The following is an 18,489-nucleotide window of genomic DNA, read 5'->3' as shown; positions in this document are numbered from 1 at the left end:
GGCTCATGGTGGGCGTCAATCAACCGCGACGAGCGCTGCGCCCACCGGCCGGCCCTCGCCCAGCATGATGTTGTAGGTGCGCACGGCAGCACCGGTCGACATCGGATCCACCGAGATGCCGGCCCGGCGGAAATGTTCCGCGAGAGCAGGCGGAAGCCGGCGGATATCGGGCCCCGTTCCGAACAGCATGAAACGGATACCCTCGGCGTCCTCCAGCGCCTTCAGAAGCCGCTCCCCGGCGAAGGGCTGCTCCAGCGTCGCCGCCCAGCCGTAAATGCCGGAGGGAAGGCACAGGAGCGAGCCCCTGTGGGACATATCGGCGAAACGGAAGCCGCCATTGCCGTAGGCGTCAATGGGAGCGGAGCGCGGGTAATGAGCGTCCCGGATTTCGCTCACCGGCCGGCGCCCGTCCGTGGCATGGCGATGTTCGCCGAGGGCTTCTCGTCCGCCTCCTCGATGACCTCGCCCTTGGCGTTCACCTTGCGGAGCTGGAAGTAGATCAGCATGGGCCCGGCGATGAAGACCGAGGAATAGACGCCGACGAGGACGCCGACGATCATCGGCAGGATGAAGCCACGGATCACTTCGCCTCCGAAGAAGACCAGCGCGATCAGTGCGAGCATCATGGTGACGCCCGTCAGGATCGTGCGCCGCAACGTCTCGTTCAGGGAGAGGTCGATCAGCTCGGAAAGCGGCATCTTCTTGTATTTGCGCAGGTTCTCGCGCATCCGATCGTAAACCACGATCGTATCATTCAACGAATAGCCGACGATGGTCAGGATCGCCGCGATGCTGGTGAGGTTGAACTCCAGCCTCGTGATCACGAGGAAGCCGATCATCATGATGACGTCATGGGCCGTGGAGACGATGGCGCCTATGGCGAACTGCCACTCGAAGCGTAGCCAGATATAGACCATGATGGCGAACATGGCGCCGATCACGCCCAGCGTCGCCGCCAACGCAAGTTCGCCCGACACCGTCGGCCCGACGACCTCCACCCTCTGGAACTCGTAGTCCGCCGACAGGGCCGCACGAACGGCGTTGATACTGGCCTGCGGCGTCTCCGCGTCCATCGGCTGCACGCCGAAGCGGATCAGCACGTCGCGCGCGCCGCCGAATTCCTGAACCTGGACGTCACCCTCAATGATGGCGGCGAGATCGGATCGGATCTGGCCGACATCCGCCTCCTCGGCATTGGCGCGCGCCTCGATCACCGTACCGCCGGTGAAATCGACGCCAAGATTGAGCCCCCAGCCGGCAAAGGCGCCGATGGACACGAGCGAGAGGATGATCGTGACCGCGAAGGCCACCTTACGCGCGGCCATGAACGGAATGCGCGTGAGGTTCGGCAGAATGGTGAACCAGCCGGTCGGCACTTCCTTGGGCCGGCGCTTCTTGACCCAGTAGGACACCATCCAGCGCGTCAGCGTCAAAGCGGTGAAGACGGTGGTGATCACACCGAGTGCCAGCGTCACGGCAAAGCCGCGCACCGGCCCGGTGCCAAGGAAGAACAGCACCAAGGCCGCAATCAGCGAAGTGATGTTGGCGTCCATGATGGTGGAGAACGCCTTGTGGAAGCCCGCGTCGATCGATTGGACGACCGAGCGTCCCGCCTTTCGCTCTTCCAATATGCGCTCGTAGATCAGAACGTTCGAATCGACGGCCATGCCCATGGTGAGGACGATGCCGGCGATGCCCGGCAGGGTCAGCGTGGCGCCCAGGAAGGAAAGGAGTCCAACGATGAGGACGACATTGAAGAACAGGGCGATATTGGCGATGACGCCGAGAAAGCCGTAGGCGGCCAGCATGAAGCCGATAACGAGGATCGCGGCGATGATGCCGGCATTCTGGCCGGCCGCAATGGAATCGGCACCGAGGCCCGGGCCCACCGTACGCTCCTCGATGATGTCGAGCGTGGCCGGCAACGCGCCCGCTCGCAGCAACACCGACAGGTCGTTGGCGCTCTGGACGGTGAAATTGCCCGAAATCTGCGCCTGGCCGCCGAGAATCGGCTCGTTGATATTCGGCGCCGACAGCACCTGGTTGTCGAGGACGATGGCGAAGGGCCGGTTGACGTTCTGCTGCGTGACTGCACCGAAGCGCTGGGCGCCGCGCGAATCGAAGCGGATGTTGACGACAGGCTGGTTCTGCTGGCTGAAGCCGGGCTGCGCGTCGGTGAGGTTCTCACCCGAGACCATCACCTGCCTCTGGACGAGGATGGGGAAAGGCGGATTGTCGGTCGTATAGAGCAGTTCCGTCCCGGCCGGCGCGCGCGCGGTTCCGGCGGCGACGGCTTCGGCCGAATTCTCGACGTCCACGAGACGGAACGTGAGCTGCGCGGTCTGATTGAGAAGGTTCTTCAATCGGGCCGGATCGTCCAGCCCCGGCACCTGCACCATGATGCGGTCGAGGCCCTGCCGCTGGATGATCGGCTCCGTCGTGCCAAGCTCGTCCACGCGGCGGCGCACCACCTCGATCGACTGCGCGACGGCGTTGGACAGGCGGTAATTGATGCCCTCCTCCGTCAGCGAAAGGCGGAACGTGCCGGACTGCGGCTCGGCGACCGCGACCTCGGTCACGGAACCGCCGGCCAGAAGGCCGGAGGACACCGGATCGGTGATCGGCCGCAGCGCCTGGCGGACAGCGGCGGCCTGCGCGGGATCGCGGAGACGAAAATCGACGGTCGTTCCAGAATCAGCAAGACCCGTATAGGCGGCGCCCGCATTGCGCAGCGCGACCCGCACCTCGTCGCGCAGCCCCTGCAGCCTGTCCGCCGTCATCGAATCGCGGTCGACCTGCAGGAGGATGTAGGATCCGCCCTGAAGGTCGAGGCCAAGCGTCATCGGCTGGCTGGGCATGAATGAGGGAAGGCTGTCGATCTGCCGCTGGGTCAGCGCGTTCGGCAGCGCCGTGAGCACGCCGAGCGCCACCACGAACCAGATGAGAATGGTCTTCCAGCGCGAAAAATGCAGCATGATCGTCCCGATAATGGGTCAGGATGCGGGGCGACGGGTCCCTGCCTTCGGCCGCATGAGGATAAGGCACGGCCCGCCCGAAGGTCGGGCGAGCCGTTCAGTCTTTCAACCGCACGGCGGCTATTTCGTGTTCGCGGCGGTCGGCTCGCCCTTCACACGTACGTCAGCGATCATCGACTGGAGAACACGAACCTTGACCTGCTCGGAGATCTGAACCTCGACCTCGCCGTTCTCCATCACCTTCGTGACCTTTGCCACGATGCCGCCGCCGGTGATCACCGTATCCCCGCGTCGAACGTTCTTCAGCATTTCCTCACGCTTCTTCATCTGGCGCCGCTGAGGGCGAATGATGAGGAAATACATGATCGCGAACACCGCCACGAAGGGCAGGATCGTGATGAGGATACTCTCAGTTCCGCCCGCCGCACCTGCGGTTTGCGCGAATGCCGGGGACACGAACATGACTTCTCCTACGATACTGGAAACGAAGCTCTTTACGAGTTGCGCGCAATATACGAACGGTCACCCCGAATGCAACAGACAGCCGGGCCCCTTCCCGGCCGGCGGATGAACGGAGGATGGCCCATGGACAAGGCGGCGGAGCTGCTGGAAGCCCTGCGGCGCATCGCGGATGCGCTGGAGCGGGCCGCGCCCCCGGCGGAAACGGTGCCCGATCTCTCTCAGGCCGACTGCTTCGTCTACCAGCCTCCGGCAGGTCTCCGGCCGGTTCACAAGGTGAGCCGCGTGCCGGTGGACCTCCTCGCCGGGATCGAGCGCAGCAAGACGATTCTCCTGGAGAACACCCGCCGCTTCGCCGCCGGCCTGCCGGCCAACAACGCCCTTCTGTGGGGCGCGCGGGGGATGGGCAAGTCCTCGCTGGTGAAGGCCGCCCATGCGGCGGTGAACACGTTGCAGACGCCACTGAAGCTCGTTGAAATCCACCGCGAGGATATCGACGCCCTTCCCGCGCTCATGGTGCATCTGCGCGCGTCGCGCGAGCGCGTCCTCCTCTTCTGCGACGACCTTTCGTTCGATCATGACGACACGTCCTACAAGTCGCTGAAGGCCGCGCTGGAGGGAGGCGTCGAGGGGCGACCGGCCAATGTCCTGTTCTACGCCACGTCGAACCGGCGCCATCTCCTGCCCCGCAACATGATGGAGAACGAGCAGTCCACCGCCATCATGGCCGGCGAGGCCGTGGAGGAGAAGGTTTCGCTGTCGGACCGATTCGGCCTGTGGCTCGGCTTTCACGCCTGCTCGCAGGACGACTATCTGGCCATGGTCTTCGGTTATCTGGCCGCCTACGGCATCGAAGCCGAGGAGGAGGAAGCGCGACGCGCGGCGCTGGAATGGGCGGTGACGCGCGGAAACCGCTCCGGCCGCGTCGCCCATCAGTTCGTCCAGGATTTCGCGGCCGCGAGAGGCGTGCGCCTCGACTGACACGCAACGGAAAGGCCGGCCCCCGAGGGGAGCCGGCCTTTTCTTCAGCTCACGCCGCGGGGCTCGATCAGCCGAGGAACCCCATCGGGTCGACCGGCGTCGAATCCTTGCGCACTTCGAAATGCAGGACCGGGACGTCGGTATCGCCCGTCATGCCGGCTTTCGCGATATCCTGTCCCCGGCGCACATTCGCCCCGCGTTCGACCAGAATCTCGTCGGCATGGCCGTAGACGGTGACAAGGCCGTTATCGTGCTTGACCAGAACGGTCTTGCCGAACTCCTTCAGCCCCTCGCCCGCATAGATGACGACGCCGTTTTCGGCCGCCTTGACGGGCGTTCCGCGCGGGACGGAGATATCCACGCCATCGTTCCGGCGCGACCCAACACGGTCCCCGAAGCCGCGCACGACGCGGCCCTGCACCGGCCAGCGGAACTGACTGATGCCTGTGGATTCCGGCGCGATGGCCGCAACCTGCGTCTCGCTCGCCACGCTGCTGGCCGCCGGCGCGGATGCGGCAGGCGCGGAGGGCGCGGCTGAAGCCGCCGGCGCAGCCGGGGCCGGCTGGGCTGGCGCGGCCTGGGCCGGGGCGGCGGGAGGTTGTTGCACCTGCTGCGCCTGGGCCTGCAGCGTGGTCTCGGGCGCACCCAGCGCCGCGACCTGCGTATTGGCGGCGCCCGAAGGCAGGTTCAGTGTCTGGCCGATGCGGATATTGTCGCTGGCAAGGCCGTTGGCGGCACGCAGGTCCGAAACGCTGACACCCGCCCTGCGGGCGATCGCATTGAGCGAATCCCCCGACTGAACCGTGACAGTCCGTCCGTTCGAGGCAGCCGGCGCGGAGGAAGCGGCGGCCGTTGCGACAGGCGCGGGCGTTGAGGCCGCGGCCGGCGGGGTTGCCGGGCGCTGTTGCGGCACGGTGTTTGCAGCGCTGGCGACCGGCGCCGGCGAGGATGGCGGCATGGAGGACGCACTCGCCATCTCGCCCGGCTGCGGCGCCTGCTGGTAGGCAGCGGCCGGCGCGCCCGGAGGCGGCGGAAGCTGAGAGCGGGAAACCGAGGGCGTCGCGGCGCTGGAATAGGTCGGGGCGGCGGCGCCGTATGCGCCGACATCCGGGGATGGAATCGAGCCGGTGCTCGACGGATCGACCCGTGCTGCCGCCTGCTGCGTCTGCGACGGAATGGCCCCGGTATAGAAGCCGTCGTTCAGGCGCGCCACGTCGTTGCTGCACCCAGCCGCGACCGCGGCGAGCGAAGCCACCGCCACCGAGCGCACCCACCGCTGCCGCAGAACTCTCATGACGCCTTCACCCATCGAAGTCCCCGTCCCCACGCAATACGACCCTTGGTGCATTGAACACTGTTAATCTTACCGGGGCGTTAAGACTGGGCGCGGCGTGAAACGAAAACTTCAAAGGACAGCGGCGACACCGGGCTTCAGGGCCTGCGTGCGCACGCTCGCCAGAAGCTCTGTCTCGAACCGGCTTCCGGCCTTGTGGTGGCGGGTCAGCACCTGCTCCCCCTCGGCCGGTCCCACGGCGCAGACGAGGATGCCGGGCGAGGCCATCTGGTCGAGGAACGCCCTGGGCACCGCCTCGATCGCGCCGTTGATGAGAATGCGGTCGTAGGGCGCGCCCGGCCCATAGCCTTCGCTTCCATCCTCGGGAACGAGGGTCACGTTGACGAGACCAAGGCTCGACAAGCGTTCGCGCGCCTCGTCGACCAGCGTGCGATACCGGTCCAGCGATACGACGCGCGCGCCGAGGCGCCCCAGCAGCGCCGTGGCGTAGCCGCTGCCGGTGCCGATCTCCAGAATCCGGCTATCGGGCTGAACCTTGAGCGCGGCGACGGCGCTCACCACGCGCGCCGCACTCGGCATCGTTTCCCCGCACGGCAGCGGAAATGACTGATCTGCATAGACGTTTGCAATGCCCTTAGGCACGAAGAGGCGCCGAGGCACCTGCTCGATGGCCTCGAAGAGGCGCACCGGCAAAGATTCGCGCGATCGCATGCGCAGGATGAAGGCGGCGAGATCCTCGCGATCGCGCTCCATGGTCCGCACGCGCCCTTACGCGCCGTCGAAGAGGGAGGCCATTTCCTCGCGCAGGGCATGGTCGGTGAGGTCGAGTTGCAGGGGCGTGACCGACACATAGCCGGCCAAAAGCGCCGCAATATCCGAACGCTCGATCTCCGGCCCTGCCTGGCGCCCGAATTTCAGCCAGTAATAGGGAAAACCGCGCCCGTCCTGCCGCTCCTCGATGCCGAGGCTGTAATCCAGCTTGCCCTGCCGCGTGACATTGACGCCCTTGACCGCATCGGCCTCCACCGCCGGGAAGTTGACGTTGAAGAGCGTGCCCTGCGGCGCGTCCACCGTCATCAGCTTGCGGATCACGTCCGGCGCGAAGCGCTCGGCGGTGTTCCAGAGTGCCTCGCGGTCGCTCTCGGGGCGGAAAGCCTGGCTCAACGCCATAGAGCGCAGGCCCAGCATCGTTCCCTCGATGGCGCCGGCGACGGTGCCGGAATAGGTCACGTCGTCACTGATATTCTGCCCGGCGTTGACACCGGACAGGACGAGGTCCGGCGGCCCGGGCATAACCTTCTTCAAGGCCATGATCACGCAATCGGTCGGCGTGCCGGACAGCGCGAAGCGGCGCTCCTCGATCCGTCGCAGCCGCAAGGGCGAGGAGAGCGTCAACGAATGGGACAGGCCGCTCTGGTCCGTTTCCGGCGCGACGATCCAGATGTCGTCGCTCAGCTTTTCGGCAATGCGCCGCAGGCTTTCCAGCCCTTCGGCATGGATGCCGTCGTCATTGGTCAGAAGGATGCGCATCAGGCCAACTTTCCGATTCTCTCCTGCCCGCCCAGATAGGGGCGCAGCGCCTGCGGGATCGCGATCGAGCCATCGCTCTGCTGATAGTTCTCCATCACCGCGATCAAGGCTCGGCCGACCGCCGTTCCCGAGCCGTTCAAGGTGTGGACGAAGCGCGGCTGCTTCTCCCCCTCGGCCCGGTAGCGCGCATTCATGCGCCGCGCCTGGAAATCGCCGCAGACAGAGCAGCTCGAGATTTCGCGGAACGTGTCCTGTCCCGGCAGCCAGACCTCGATGTCGTAGGTCTTGCGCGAGGAGAAGCCCATGTCGCCGGTGCACAGGGTCATGACGCGATAATGCAGGCCGAGACGCTTGAGCACCTCCTCGGCCGCCGCCGTCATCCTCTCATGCTCATCGAGCGCGGTTTCGGGGGTAGTGATCGAGACCAGTTCGGCCTTGTAGAACTGGTGCTGGCGCAACATGCCGCGCGTATCGCGTCCTGCGGAGCCCGCCTCCGAACGGAACGAAGGGGTCAGCGCCGTGAAGCGGAGCGGCAGGGCCGCCTCCTCCAGTATCTCCTCGCGCACGAGGTTGGTGAGAGAGACCTCGGCCGTCGGGATCAGCCAATGGGCATCACCCGCGCGAAAGAGATCCTCGGAAAATTTCGGAAGCTGCCCGGTGCCGAACAGCGCGTTATCGCGCACGAGCAAGGGCGGGGAAATCTCCTCATAGCCGAATTCGCGGGTATGCAAATCCAGCATGAACTGCCCGAGCGCGCGTTCCAGCCGCGCCAGATCGCCACGAAGCACAGTGAAACGCGAGCCGGACATGCGCGCCGCCCGGTCGAAATCCATGAGCCCGAGCGCCTCGCCGAGCTCGAAATGCTCCTTGGGCGCGAAATCGAAGACGGGCTTTTCGCCGATACGGCGCGCCTCCACATTGCCTTCCTCGTCCTCCCCGACGGGAATGTCAGGAAGCGGTATGTTGGGAACCTGCGCCAGAAGGTCGGCCAAGGCGGCGTCGATCCGCCGTTCCGTTTCCTCGCCCTCCTGGATTTTCGCCTTGATGTCGGCGACTTCGGCAATCAGCGCCTGCGCCTTCGCCTCGTCGCGCGCGGCCTTGGCGGCGGCGATCTCGCGCGAGGCCTCGTTGCGGCGGCTCTGAAGGGTCTGAAGCTCGGTCAGATGCTGCCGGCGTTCGGCATCGAAAGACAGGATACGCGCCGATACCGGCTCGGCGCCACGGGCACACATCGCCTCATCCAGCGCTTGCGGATCGTTTCGTATCCATTTGAGATCGAGCATGTTTCCCGTCCGCTCCTGGCCCGGCCGAGAAGGCGGGCGCGAACAGGGTTCAGTCCGCCAGCGCCTCTTTGCTCGCGAGGCGTTCGGCTCGCTTCTTCTCGATCATCCGGGCCGTGATGATGGAGACCTCGTAGAGAAGGATGGTCGGGATCGCAAGGCCGATCTGCGAGAGCGGATCGGGCGGCGTGATGACCGCCGCGACGATGAAGGCGATGACGATGGCATATTTTCGCTTGCCGGCCAGCCCCTCGGAGCTCGCCATCCCGGCCCGCACCAGAAGCGAGGAGACCACGGGTAGCTGGAACACCAGGCCGAAGGCGAAGATCAGCGTCATGATGAGCGACAGATATTCCGACACGCGAGGCAGAAGCGCGATCGTCGCCTGCCCGTCCCCTCCGGCCTGCTGCATCGAGAGGAAGAACCACATCACCATGGGGGTGAAGAAGAAATAGACCAGCGCGGCTCCGACGAGGAACAGGAGCGGCGTCGCGACGAGAAAGGGCACGAAGGCGCCGCGCTCCTCCTTGTACAGCCCGGGCGCGACGAACTTGTAGAGCTGGATGGCGATGATCGGAAAGGCGAGGAAGAAGCCGCCGAAGGCCGCGATCTTCACCTGCGTGAAGAAAAATTCCTGCGGCGCGGTGTAGATCAGCTCGACGCTCGCGGCATCGAGGCCGGCCCAGGAGGTGGCGACCTGATAAGGAACAACCAGGAGATTGAACAACTGCTTGGCGAAAAAGAAGCAGATCAGGAATGCGACGAAGAAACCAGACAGCGCCCAGATGAGCCGCCGGCGCAGTTCGATCAGATGCTCGATCAACGGCGCGGAGGATGCCTCGATCTCGTCTTCGCCCGCTCTCTTCAAGACATATCTCCAGCACGGCGCTCGCCCTGCCGGGCGGGCTCGGCAACGGGCGCCGCAGCCTCGACCTTCTCCGCCTCGGCCGGCACCTTGGGTTTGGCCTCGGCGGCAGGAGCGGGCTTCGCCCCCTCGTCGGCCGGCGGCACGCGCGGCTCCGGCGCCTTGGCGGCAGCCTTCAGCGACGAGCGGATCTCATCGCCCACCGCCTTCATCGGGTTCATCGCCTTGCGGATGTCGCTCGTCGGGTCGAGCTTCCTGGCCTCGTTCGCCGCCTTGCGGATCTCGTCCAGCTCGGCCTCGCGGATGGCGTCGTCGAACTGTCGGCGGAAGTCGCCCGCCATGCGGCGCAACTGGCCGGTCGTCCGGCCGAAGGTGCGCAGCATTCCCGGCAGGTCCTTCGGGCCCACCACCACGATCAGCACGATCGCGATGACGAGCAGCTCGATCCAACCGATCTCAAACATCGCGCTTCAGCTTCCGCTCAGACACAAGCAGCGGTCAAAGACGGCTCTTTTCCGGGGCCGTGGTCGTGTCGCGCACGACAACGTCGCCCTCGCGCTCCTCAAGGGCGCGGCGCTCCTGCGCCGTCTGGACGTCGTCGTCCGACATGCCCTTCTTGAAGCTCTTGATGCCCTTGGCCACGTCGCCCATCAGCTCGGGAATCTTGCCACGGCCGAAGAGAAGAAGCACGACCGCGAGGACGATCAGCCAATGCCAGATGCTAAAGCTACCCATGGTATCCTCCTAATCGGCCAAGCACGCGGCGCGATGTGGCGCCACCGGTTCCGGCCTGTCAAACACGAGAACGGCGCCGAGATCAACGAAGTTGACCGGCGCAACGTTCTTTTTCGAGGAATTAGAACGGTTTCATGGCGAGGATGGGACGGCGGCGATCACGCCATCGTGGCTGTCAGCTCCAAAAACTCTTCGCCCAAGGCCTGGACATCGTCCGTGGAAGGAGCGGCCTTGATCACATCACGCGCCTTTCCGGCTCTTTGCGCGGCATCGCCCTCGAGAGTCGGCACGCCGGCAGCGACCCGGCGCATCTCGTCAAAGTCGCCGTTGCAGTGAAGCACGACATCGCAGCCCGCCTCGATCGCCTGGCGGGATCGAAGCGCGAAGTCGCCCTTCAGCGCCTTCATCGAGATATCGTCCGTCATCAGCAGGCCCGTGAAGCCGATCGTTCCGCGCACCACCTCCTCGATAATGGCTGGGGAAAGCGTGGCGGGCCAGAGCGGGTCCAGCGCGCGGAACAGGATGTGTGCGGTCATCGCGGCCGGAAGGTCGCGCAGGGCGGCGAAAGGAGGGAAGTCGTGCTCCTCCAGCTCGCCCCGCGCGGCATCCACGAAAGGCAGTTCCTCGTGGCTGTCGGCGTTGCCCCGGCCATGGCCGGGGATGTGCTTCATGACGGGAAGAACGCCCCCCGCCATGGTGCCTTGCGCCGCCGCCCGGCCCAGTTCGGCAACGATCTGCGGCTCGCTCGAATAGGCCCGGTCGCCGATCACCGAGTGCGCGCCCTCCACCGGAACATCGAGGCATGGCACGCAATTGGCGTTGATGCCGTATTCCATCAGATCGGCGGCCAGCAGGCGAGCATGGAGCCACGCGGCTCGAAGGCCCGCCTCCTCGTCGCGCCTGAACAACGCGCCGATCATTTCCGCGGCGGGCCGGTTCGGCGCAAGGGGCGGGCGAAGACGCTGGATGCGCCCGCCCTCCTGATCGACGAAGACAGGCGTCAGATCGCCCCCGCCCGCATCCTTCAGCTCGGCCACGAGGTCGCTGAGCTGATTCGGCTCGGCGATGTTTCGGCGAAACAGGATGAAGCCGAAGGGGCGCTCGTCCGCGAAGAAAGAGCGCTCGTCCCGGTTCAGGCTGCGCCCGGCACAACCGGCGATCCAGGCTTTCGACCCATTCATGGAAGCACTTTCGCGAGGAGACGAGGATTGGTGCGCCGCCCCGCGCGGCGCGGGGAAGCGGGAGGACAGGACAGCGCCGACGCCAAGCGTCAGCGCGTCACGAAGCAGCTTCCGCCTGCCGACTGAAGGTTCTGGCAAACGGCGTTCGCCTCCTCTCGCGTCTCGGCCGCGATCCGCACGCGGTAGAACGTCCCCCGGTCGGGAATCTCGGCCGACTGGATGGCCAGCGGCCGCCCGCCGATGGCCGAGGCGTAGCGGGTGGAAAGCGTCGCCATCGACTCCCGCGCCAGGGCTTCGCTCGGCTGGGAAGAAATCTGCACGAAGAAGTTGCCCGAGGCGGGCGCGGGCGGCTCGGCGGGCGTCGCGGCCATTTCCGCCGGGGCGGCGCTCGGCTGCGGAACGGGGGCTGCGGGCGCTGCCTCAGGGGGCGCGACGGCCGGGGGCGCCATGGGCGCGCGCGCGGCGGGCTCGGCACCGACCACGAGCGGCGCACTCGGCTGCATCGGCGCGGACGGGTCAAAGGTCTGCGCCGAAGAGGCGCCTTCGGCCGGCGCCATGACGGTCTCGGGCTCCGCACGCGGAACGAGCGTGCCGTCCGGGCGCACGTCATAGGTGCGCACGCGGCGCGGCTGGAGCGCCTCCGGCACCGGCGCCGGCTCCTCGGCCTGCGCCACTTCGATCATGGAGGGCACGTCGGACACGCCGACCATGACGCCCGGCAGGTTGCTGTCCGGGTCGTCCATGTCGATGTCCAGCGGCTCCTCGGCCGCGGTGATCAGCATCTGCTGCGTGGGACCGGCTTGTGCGCCCCCGCGCGCGGCGCGCTCGTAGACGGCCTTGTTCTGGTTGGGAATCACCCGGCCGCCCGGCTCCTGCGGCGCCATTCTCACCGGATCGGCGTCGGCCCTGATGAGCACGGGCTCGCCGCCGGCCGTCATGCCCCCGCCGAGCCCCGCATAGGCGCCGAAGAGGCCGACGAGCGCCAGCGCGGCCACGCCGCCGCCCAGCGCCAGCGCGCGCCGGCCACGGGGCGGCTGGCGCAAGATGCGAAGACGCGCCTCGTCCGCCGCATGCGGCACGGCGGCGGGCTGGGCCACCTCATAGCCCGAAAAATGCGCCTCATACTCCTGCGGCACAGGCTCCTCATACGGAGCCTGAACGGGAGAGGCGCGCATGGCCGCCATCTCGCTTGCGATGAGCTGATCGAAATCATCGAGCGAGCGGGCCGCCGCCTCCGGCTCCGGCTCGAAACGCTCAGGAACGAAGGCGCCCGATTCCACGGGCCGCGTATCGCGCGGCGTGGCGGGCTCGGCCAGGCCGAGAAAGGCCTCGTCGGCGTCCGACGGCGCACCGGAAAACGGCGAATGGCCCCGCGCGCGCGGCGCCGCATCGCCATGCCAGCCGGTATCCAGAAGCTCGTGATGGGCGAAGTCGCCACCGGGGCGCGCCTCGTAGGCGAAGTCCGGGCGCAAGTCCTGCCCGGCCGCATGGCGGCCCGGCTGATGGGCGAAACCCAGAGGTTCGCCGCCGTGCACCGGACCTTCGCTATTCATGCCCTTCATCGAAGAGACCCCGCCCTCATCAGGCTCCGCGACGCCCAGCGCGCGAGCCGCCTTCATCGTTCGAGCGCTAGGCGAGGATCGTGGTCAAAGCGTGATCCGTCACCGCATCTCGTCGGGTGCCTCGACGCCCACAAGTTCGAGGCCCGAGGCCACGACAAGGGCCACTGCCCTGACAAGCGCGAGGCGCGCCGAGGTCATTATCGGCTCGTCAACCTTAACGAAACGTAAAGAGGGCTCGTCCTTCCCCCGGTTGTACTGGGAGTGGAACGCGGAGGCGACGTCATAGAGGTAGAAGGCGAGCCTGTGCGGCTCCTTGGCCGCCGCCGCGCCCTGCACCAGGCGCGGATATTCGGCCAGCTTGCGGATGAGCGCGAGTTCGCCCTCGTCGGTCAAAAGCGCGAGCGCCCCGGCATCCAGCGGCGCCTCGGCATCGATCCCCTCGGCCAGCGCCTGCCGGCGGATCGAACAGGCGCGGGCATGGGCATACTGCACGTAGAAGACCGGATTGTCCTTCGACTGCTCCGTGACCTTGGCGAAGTCGAAGTCGAGCGGGGCGTCGCTCTTGCGGAACAGCATCATGAAGCGCACGGCGTCGCGGCCGACTTCGTCCACCACGTCCTTCAACGTCACGAACTCGCCGGCCCGCTTCGACATGCGCACGGGCTCGCCGTTGCGGAAAAGCTTGACCAACTGGCACAGCACCACGTCGAGATGCGCCTTGCCGCCCGAAACGGCCTTGGCCACCGCCTCCAGCCGCTTGACGTAGCCGCCGTGGTCCGCGCCCAGCACATAGACCATCTCGTCGAAATCGCGGGCGAACTTGTCGGCAAAATAGGCCACGTCCGCGGCGAAATAGGTATAGCTGCCGTCGGACTTCATCAGCGGCCGGTCCATGTCGTCCCCCACCTCGGTGGAGCGCAGCAGCGTCTGCTCGCGGTCTTCCCAATCCTCCGGCGGCTGCCCCTTGGGCGGGGGCAGCGTGCCTTGATAGACGAAGCCGCGCTCGCGAAGGTCTGCGATGGCGTCGGCGATCTTGCCGCCATTGCCCGCGTGAAGCGTCTTTTCCGAGAAATAGACGTCCTGCTTGATGGCGAGGGCCTTCAAATCGTCGCGGATCGACATCATCATCGCGTCGATGGCGTAGGCGCTGACGAGCGGCAGCCACTCGCCCTCCTCCATGTCGAGCAGCGTCTTCTGGTAGCGGATGACGAGGGCGACGCCCACGGCCTTCAGGTAGTCGCCCGGATAGAGGCCGGCGGGAATCTCGCCGATCTCCTCGCCCAGCGCCTCGCGGTAGCGCAGATAGGCAGAGCGCGCCAGAACCTCCACCTGCGCGCCGGCATCGTTGATGTAATACTCCTTCACCACCTCGTGGCCCGAATAGGCCAGAAGGTTGGCGATGGCGTCTCCCACCACCGCGCCGCGGCAGTGGCCGACATGCAGCGGCCCGGTGGGGTTGGCCGAGACATACTCGACATTGACCTTGCGGCCGGTGGGCGCGCCCTTGCCGTAATCACCCCCCGCCTCGAGAAGCGCGGCCAGATGGTTCGTCCAGTAGGCATTCTTGAGGCGCAGGTTGACGAAGCCGGGACCGGCCACATCCACCGTTTCCACGTCGGGGTCATCGCGCAGCCGCTCGGCCAGAGCCTGCGCCAGGTCGCGCGGCTTGAGGCCGAGCGGCTTGGCCAGCACCATGGCAGCATTGGTGGCCAGATCGCCGTGGCTCGGATCGCGCGGCGGCTCGACCGTGAGCCTGGCGAGATCGGCGGAGGGCTTTTCCAAAGCAGCGAGAGTCGCTTCGACGCTTTCGCGGATGCGCTGCTCGAAGTCGGCGAAGATGTTCATCGCGATTCCTGAAACTGAGAGGCTCCAAGGCGGCGTCGAGCGTCCCGCAGGGCGCGGGGCAGCCACCGGGGCAACGGGCGCGCCTAACGCAAATCGGGTGTTGCGTCAAACAAGCGGCGGTGCTCGGCCAGGGCGTAGCTGTCCGTCATGCCGGCCAGATAGTCGGCCACGCGGCGGGCGCGCTTTTCATCGTCGAGCCCCTCGGCCCCCTCACGCCAGCCCGCCGCCATCTCCGAAGGGCTGGCGCAGTACAGGTCGAACAGATCACCGACGATGGCCTGCGCACGCCCCATGACATGCATCACGCCGGGCGCCCGATAGACCCTGTCGAAAAGGAAGCGTCTCGTCCGGGAAACGGCCTCCCGCATCTCCGGCGAGAAGTCGATCAGCGTTCGCGATGCGCGCCGAACGTCCTCCAGGCTGTCGATGCCATCCTCCTCGATCCGGGCGAGGGACGAGGAGATGACGTCCTCCACCATCCGCGTGATGTGCCGGCGCATGATCTCGTGCGCGGTGCGCACCTCATCGAGGCCCGGATAGGCCGCCCTCACCTCGCGCACGATGGACCCGGCGAGGTCGAGCTCGTTCAGGTCTTCGATCCCGATCAGCCCCGCGCGCAGCCCGTCGTCCAGATCGTGGGTGTTGTAGGCGATATCGTCGGAGATGGCGGCCGCCTGCGCCTCCAGGCTGGCGAAGCGATCAAGATCGAGCGGACAGGCCGCGTCGAAGTCGACGATCGGGCGCGGCACGGGTTCGCCCTGCGTCGCATGGACGCCCGTCAGCGGGCCGTTGTGCTTGACCAGCCCTTCGAGCGTCTCATAGGCGAGGTTCAGCCCGTCGAACTGGGCATAGCGCCGTTCCAGCGCGGTCACGATCCGCAAGGCCTGGGCGTTGTGGTCGAAACCGCCGAACGGCGCCATCCGGGCATGAAGAGCCCGCTCGCCGGCATGGCCGAAGGGCGTGTGCCCGAAATCGTGCACGAGCGCGATGGCCTCGGTCAGGTCCTCGTCGAGGCGCAGCGCCCGGGCGAAGGCACGGGCGATCTGCGAGACCTCGATCGTGTGTGTCAGGCGCGTGCGATAATGGTCGCCCTCATAGGCGACGAAGACCTGCGTCTTGTGCTTCAGGCGGCGGAACGCGGTGGAATGCACAATGCGGTCGCGGTCGCGCTGGAAGGCGGTCCGGGTTCTGCTTTCGGGCTCCGGGCACAGCCGCCCCCGCGAAAGCCTGTGATCGCAGGCGAAGCGCGCCAGCGGCTCGCGTCCCAGACCGATCTGCCCACTGACGTCGCCTGCCAATTTCCCATGCCCTTTCCGTCACCGGTTGCGATTGACCGGCAGAGCTGCCGTCCATACTTTAAGGCAAGCCCTGCAACAACAAGAGGCCGGCTGCCTCCGGGCGGGCCGGAGCCTTACCATGAGCCAGACCATCGAGACCGGAGCCGTGGTGGTGTCGGACGCCGCCTTCCGGCGGATCGCCGCGATCCTCGCCAAGGAGAACGAGAAGAGCGCGCTGCGCATCTCCGTCGAAGGCGGCGGATGCTCGGGCTTCTCCTACAAATACGACCTGGCGGAGGAAGCCGAGGGCGACGACCTCGTTCTGGAGCGGGACGGGGCGCGCGTGTTCATCGACCCCGTTTCGCTTGCCTATCTGGAAGGCTCGGTCGTCGACTTCGTGGACGATCTGATGGGGCGCTCGTTCCAGATCAGGAACCCGAATGCCGTCGCGTCCTGCGGCTGCGGCACCAGCTTCTCCATTTAAGGCATTTCCCGCACGTGCTCATCGCCACCTGGAACATCAACGGCGTCAAGGCTCGCCTCGACGCCCTTCTCTCGTGGCTGGACGAGCGCTCGCCGGACGTTGCCTGCCTTCAGGAGATCAAGAGCGTCGACGAGACCTTCCCCCGCCAGGAGATCGAGGCGCGCGGCTGGCATGTGGAGACGCATGGCCAGAAGGGGTTCAACGGCGTCGCCCTTATCTCCCGCGCGCCGCCCCTGCCCGGAAGCGTGGAGCGCGGGCTGCCCGGCGACGAGACCGACGATCACGCCCGCTTCATCGAGGCTGTCTACCCGTTCGGCACCCGAACGGCGCGCATCGCCTCTCTCTATCTGCCGAACGGTAATCCGCTCGGCACGGAGAAATTCGCCTACAAGCTGCGCTGGATGGAGCGTCTGGAGCGGCATGCGAGGGACCGGCTGGCGGCCGAGGAGGCTCTGGTGCTGGCGGGCGACTACAACGTCATTCCCGATCCGAAGGACGCCCGGAACCCGGCGGCGTGGACGCAGGATGCCCTCTTCCAGCCCGAAAGCCGGGGCGCATTTCGGCGGCTGGTCAATCTCGGGCTGATCGATGCCTTGCGGGCGGCCGACGAGCGCGGCGGGCTCTACAGCTTCTGGGATTACCAAGCCGGCGCCTGGCAGAAGAACAACGGCATCCGCATCGACCATCTGCTGCTTTCGCCGGAAGCAGCCTGCCGCCTGCGCTCGGTCGGCATCGATTCGCATGTCCGGGGCTGGGAAAAGCCCTCCGATCACGTGCCGGTGGTAGTGGACCTGGCGGCCTGACGCTTACTGGCCCTGCCCCAGCGGCTCCAGATGGACCAGTGCGGTTCGCCGCTGCGTTTCGGTGGAGAGCGAGAACGCCTCTTCCTGCAACGGCCTGATCCATTCGCGCTCGGCCGGCGAGGCCGCCTGCATCGCACGCGTCAGCATGGCAAGACCGCGCGCAGGCTCGGCCCGGTGGGCGATCGGCTTGCCTTCGAAGAGGAGGTAGCCGAGAAGCGCCTCGGCCTTGGCATATCCCTTGCGGGCGGAAAGCTGGAGCCAGCGCGCCGCCTGGCGCGGGTTGGACTTGCCGCCCTCGCCCGCCAGCAGCATCCGCCCCAGCTCGAACTGCGCTTCGGGATCGCCGAAATAGGAGGCGGCATGGCTGTAGAGCTGGCGCGCCTGAACGAGGTCGGGGATCACGGGCGAGTTCGGTATGCCGTCGCGCAGGTAGCCGGCCAGGGCCACGACCGCGCTTGCCACATAGGCCGCGTTGGGCGTGAAGGACGGGTCGTCATCCTGATCGCGGACGATCCGCTCGAACATCTTGAAGGCCTGATAGTCGTCCTCGTCGACCCCGTCGCCCTGTGCGAACATCTGGCCCAGCTTCCAGCGCGCACCGGCATGGCCCTTCTCCGCGGCCAGGCTCAATGCCTTGAAGGCCTCCACCTTGGCGCCACGCTTATAGGCGCTGAAGCCGAGGCTGAAGATCTCGCCCGTCGAGGCCTCGCCCGCCGGAACGATATCGAGCGCCGCCGCAGGCGCCGGCGCGCCGAGCCACAGGCCGATCACGAGCCCGGCCGCGGCCAGCCGCTCACACCCGCGCATGACGAAACCTTCCCATGAGGTGCGAGAGGATGCTCCCGGTCATAAAGGCCGGCGAGGCGGCAGAAGGAAAGCGACGGGACGGCAAGGGCGCAACGGTTGCGCTCCGGCGGGACGGCCGGCCCGGCTTGATCCAACGTGCGTCCATCGTCCCCTCGCCTCCATGTCCATCGAGCCGCTGAACGGCAAATCCCCCGACGCGCCGTTCAGCATTGCTTCAGCTTCGGCTTTGCTGGGCTCCGTTTATGGCGGCAGCACGGCGTGTCCAGCAGTCGCGCGACGGTTGCTGCAAGCGACCGCGCGAGTGTTGCCTCGTCTCCACAATACCGCCGACGTGCTTAGCGAATGCCTGCGGCAGTCAAAAAAAAGCGCGCCGACCAGAGCGCGCCTTTCCAGTTCGCAAGGTCCGCCGCC

Annotated in this window: 18 protein-coding genes; 3 read left to right on the top strand and 15 right to left on the bottom strand. The window is 66.7% G+C overall.

The window, feature by feature from the left end:
- Positions 1 to 15 precede the first annotated feature (15 nt).
- The 3 genes from J7654_RS12040 to yajC all read right to left on the bottom strand — a co-directional run bounded on the left by J7654_RS12040 (position 16) and on the right by yajC (position 3,437).
- Positions 16 to 396: an Mth938-like domain-containing protein gene (locus tag J7654_RS12040; protein ID WP_245195486.1), complete on the bottom strand. Its 381-nt coding sequence runs from the start codon at positions 394 to 396 to the stop codon at positions 16 to 18.
- Positions 393 to 2,975: a protein translocase subunit SecD gene (gene secD / locus J7654_RS12035; RefSeq protein ID WP_209736166.1), complete on the bottom strand. Its 2,583-nt coding sequence runs from the start codon at positions 2,973 to 2,975 to the stop codon at positions 393 to 395. The genes J7654_RS12040 and secD overlap by 4 nt, the downstream gene beginning before the upstream one ends.
- Positions 2,976 to 3,095: 120 nt before the next feature.
- The gene (gene yajC, locus J7654_RS12030) at positions 3,096 to 3,437 is read right to left on the bottom strand and encodes a preprotein translocase subunit YajC (protein WP_209736165.1); all 342 of its coding nucleotides are present in this window, start codon (positions 3,435 to 3,437) and stop codon (positions 3,096 to 3,098) included.
- Positions 3,438 to 3,560: 123 nt separating this feature from the next.
- On the opposite strand from yajC, the gene J7654_RS12025 reads away from it, so the two are divergent.
- Positions 3,561 to 4,415 carry an ATP-binding protein gene (locus J7654_RS12025; RefSeq protein ID WP_245195485.1) on the top strand — a complete coding sequence of 285 codons (855 nt, stop codon included), beginning with the start codon at positions 3,561 to 3,563 and terminating at the stop codon, positions 4,413 to 4,415.
- 67 nt (positions 4,416 to 4,482) lie between these two features.
- On the opposite strand, the gene J7654_RS12020 is transcribed toward J7654_RS12025, so the two are convergent.
- From J7654_RS12020 to J7654_RS11970, 11 genes are all read right to left on the bottom strand, one after another.
- A complete protein-coding gene (locus J7654_RS12020) occupies positions 4,483 to 5,724 on the bottom strand; it encodes a M23 family metallopeptidase (RefSeq protein WP_209736164.1) in 1,242 nt (413 codons plus the stop codon).
- A gap of 96 nt (positions 5,725 to 5,820) precedes the next feature.
- Positions 5,821 to 6,462, bottom strand: coding sequence for a protein-L-isoaspartate(D-aspartate) O-methyltransferase (locus J7654_RS12015; RefSeq protein WP_209736163.1), 642 nt, complete (start codon positions 6,460 to 6,462; stop codon positions 5,821 to 5,823).
- 15 nt (positions 6,463 to 6,477) lie between these two features.
- The gene (gene surE / locus J7654_RS12010) at positions 6,478 to 7,239 is read right to left on the bottom strand and encodes a 5'/3'-nucleotidase SurE (protein WP_209736162.1); all 762 of its coding nucleotides are present in this window, start codon (positions 7,237 to 7,239) and stop codon (positions 6,478 to 6,480) included.
- Complete coding sequence (serS, locus tag J7654_RS12005) at positions 7,239 to 8,522, bottom strand: serine--tRNA ligase (RefSeq protein ID WP_209736161.1); 1,284 nt, start codon at positions 8,520 to 8,522, stop codon at positions 7,239 to 7,241. The genes surE and serS overlap by 1 nt, the downstream gene beginning before the upstream one ends.
- A gap of 49 nt (positions 8,523 to 8,571) precedes the next feature.
- Complete coding sequence (gene tatC / locus J7654_RS12000; RefSeq protein WP_209736160.1) at positions 8,572 to 9,387, bottom strand: twin-arginine translocase subunit TatC; 816 nt, start codon at positions 9,385 to 9,387, stop codon at positions 8,572 to 8,574.
- Positions 9,384 to 9,848 (bottom strand): Sec-independent protein translocase protein TatB, encoded by a 465-nt coding sequence (tatB, locus tag J7654_RS11995; RefSeq protein ID WP_209736159.1) that lies wholly within the window; start codon positions 9,846 to 9,848, stop codon positions 9,384 to 9,386. The genes tatC and tatB overlap by 4 nt, the downstream gene beginning before the upstream one ends.
- Positions 9,849 to 9,882: 34 nt before the next feature.
- Positions 9,883 to 10,119, bottom strand: a complete 237-nt coding sequence (locus tag J7654_RS11990; protein ID WP_209736158.1) for a twin-arginine translocase TatA/TatE family subunit — start codon at positions 10,117 to 10,119, stop codon at positions 9,883 to 9,885.
- 158 nt (positions 10,120 to 10,277) lie between these two features.
- Positions 10,278 to 11,300 (bottom strand): beta-N-acetylhexosaminidase, encoded by a 1,023-nt coding sequence (nagZ, locus tag J7654_RS11985; protein ID WP_209736157.1) that lies wholly within the window; start codon positions 11,298 to 11,300, stop codon positions 10,278 to 10,280.
- An 89-nt stretch (positions 11,301 to 11,389) separates the two neighbouring features.
- Positions 11,390 to 12,853, bottom strand: coding sequence for an SPOR domain-containing protein (locus J7654_RS11980; protein WP_209736156.1), 1,464 nt, complete (start codon positions 12,851 to 12,853; stop codon positions 11,390 to 11,392).
- 108 nt (positions 12,854 to 12,961) lie between these two features.
- On the bottom strand, positions 12,962 to 14,707 hold the full coding sequence (argS, locus tag J7654_RS11975) for an arginine--tRNA ligase (protein ID WP_209736155.1): 1,746 nt from the start codon (positions 14,705 to 14,707) through the stop codon (positions 12,962 to 12,964).
- An 83-nt stretch (positions 14,708 to 14,790) separates the two neighbouring features.
- Positions 14,791 to 16,005, bottom strand: coding sequence for a deoxyguanosinetriphosphate triphosphohydrolase (locus tag J7654_RS11970; protein ID WP_209736154.1), 1,215 nt, complete (start codon positions 16,003 to 16,005; stop codon positions 14,791 to 14,793).
- A 118-nt stretch (positions 16,006 to 16,123) separates the two neighbouring features.
- On the opposite strand from J7654_RS11970, the gene erpA reads away from it, so the two are divergent.
- On the top strand, positions 16,124 to 16,468 hold the full coding sequence (gene erpA / locus J7654_RS11965) for an iron-sulfur cluster insertion protein ErpA (RefSeq protein WP_245195484.1): 345 nt from the start codon (positions 16,124 to 16,126) through the stop codon (positions 16,466 to 16,468).
- A 14-nt stretch (positions 16,469 to 16,482) separates the two neighbouring features.
- Positions 16,483 to 17,271: an exodeoxyribonuclease III gene (xth, locus tag J7654_RS11960; protein ID WP_209736153.1), complete on the top strand. Its 789-nt coding sequence runs from the start codon at positions 16,483 to 16,485 to the stop codon at positions 17,269 to 17,271.
- A 3-nt stretch (positions 17,272 to 17,274) separates the two neighbouring features.
- On the opposite strand, the gene J7654_RS11955 is transcribed toward xth, so the two are convergent.
- Positions 17,275 to 18,078 (bottom strand): tetratricopeptide repeat protein, encoded by an 804-nt coding sequence (locus tag J7654_RS11955; protein ID WP_209736152.1) that lies wholly within the window; start codon positions 18,076 to 18,078, stop codon positions 17,275 to 17,277.
- Between the last annotated feature and the right edge of the window lie 411 nt (positions 18,079 to 18,489).

The sequence above is a fragment of the Aureimonas populi genome (genome assembly GCF_017815515.1).
Classification (GTDB): domain Bacteria; phylum Pseudomonadota; class Alphaproteobacteria; order Rhizobiales; family Rhizobiaceae; genus Aureimonas; species Aureimonas populi.
The sequence above is the reverse complement of the archived record's forward strand: the minus strand, read 5'-3'. Positions and strand labels throughout refer to the sequence as shown.

Excerpts from the sequence above, each read along its gene's own strand:
- secD (WP_209736166.1), bottom strand. The coding sequence starts at position 2,975 with ATGCTGCATTTTTCGCGCTGGAAGACCATTCTCATCTGGTTCGTGGTG.
- yajC (WP_209736165.1), bottom strand. The coding sequence starts at position 3,437 with ATGTTCGTGTCCCCGGCATTCGCGCAAACCGCAGGTGCGGCGGGCGGA.
- J7654_RS12025 (WP_245195485.1), top strand. The coding sequence starts at position 3,561 with ATGGACAAGGCGGCGGAGCTGCTGGAAGCCCTGCGGCGCATCGCGGAT.
- J7654_RS12020 (WP_209736164.1), bottom strand. The coding sequence starts at position 5,724 with ATGGGTGAAGGCGTCATGAGAGTTCTGCGGCAGCGGTGGGTGCGCTCG.
- J7654_RS12015 (WP_209736163.1), bottom strand. The coding sequence starts at position 6,462 with ATGGAGCGCGATCGCGAGGATCTCGCCGCCTTCATCCTGCGCATGCGA.
- surE (WP_209736162.1), bottom strand. The coding sequence starts at position 7,239 with ATGCGCATCCTTCTGACCAATGACGACGGCATCCATGCCGAAGGGCTG.
- serS (WP_209736161.1), bottom strand. The coding sequence starts at position 8,522 with ATGCTCGATCTCAAATGGATACGAAACGATCCGCAAGCGCTGGATGAG.
- tatB (WP_209736159.1), bottom strand. The coding sequence starts at position 9,848 with ATGTTTGAGATCGGTTGGATCGAGCTGCTCGTCATCGCGATCGTGCTG.
- J7654_RS11990 (WP_209736158.1), bottom strand. The coding sequence starts at position 10,119 with ATGGGTAGCTTTAGCATCTGGCATTGGCTGATCGTCCTCGCGGTCGTG.
- nagZ (WP_209736157.1), bottom strand. The coding sequence starts at position 11,300 with ATGAATGGGTCGAAAGCCTGGATCGCCGGTTGTGCCGGGCGCAGCCTG.
- J7654_RS11980 (WP_209736156.1), bottom strand. The coding sequence starts at position 12,853 with ATGAATAGCGAAGGTCCGGTGCACGGCGGCGAACCTCTGGGTTTCGCC.
- argS (WP_209736155.1), bottom strand. The coding sequence starts at position 14,707 with ATGAACATCTTCGCCGACTTCGAGCAGCGCATCCGCGAAAGCGTCGAA.
- erpA (WP_245195484.1), top strand. The coding sequence starts at position 16,124 with ATGAGCCAGACCATCGAGACCGGAGCCGTGGTGGTGTCGGACGCCGCC.
- J7654_RS11955 (WP_209736152.1), bottom strand. The coding sequence starts at position 18,078 with ATGCGCGGGTGTGAGCGGCTGGCCGCGGCCGGGCTCGTGATCGGCCTG.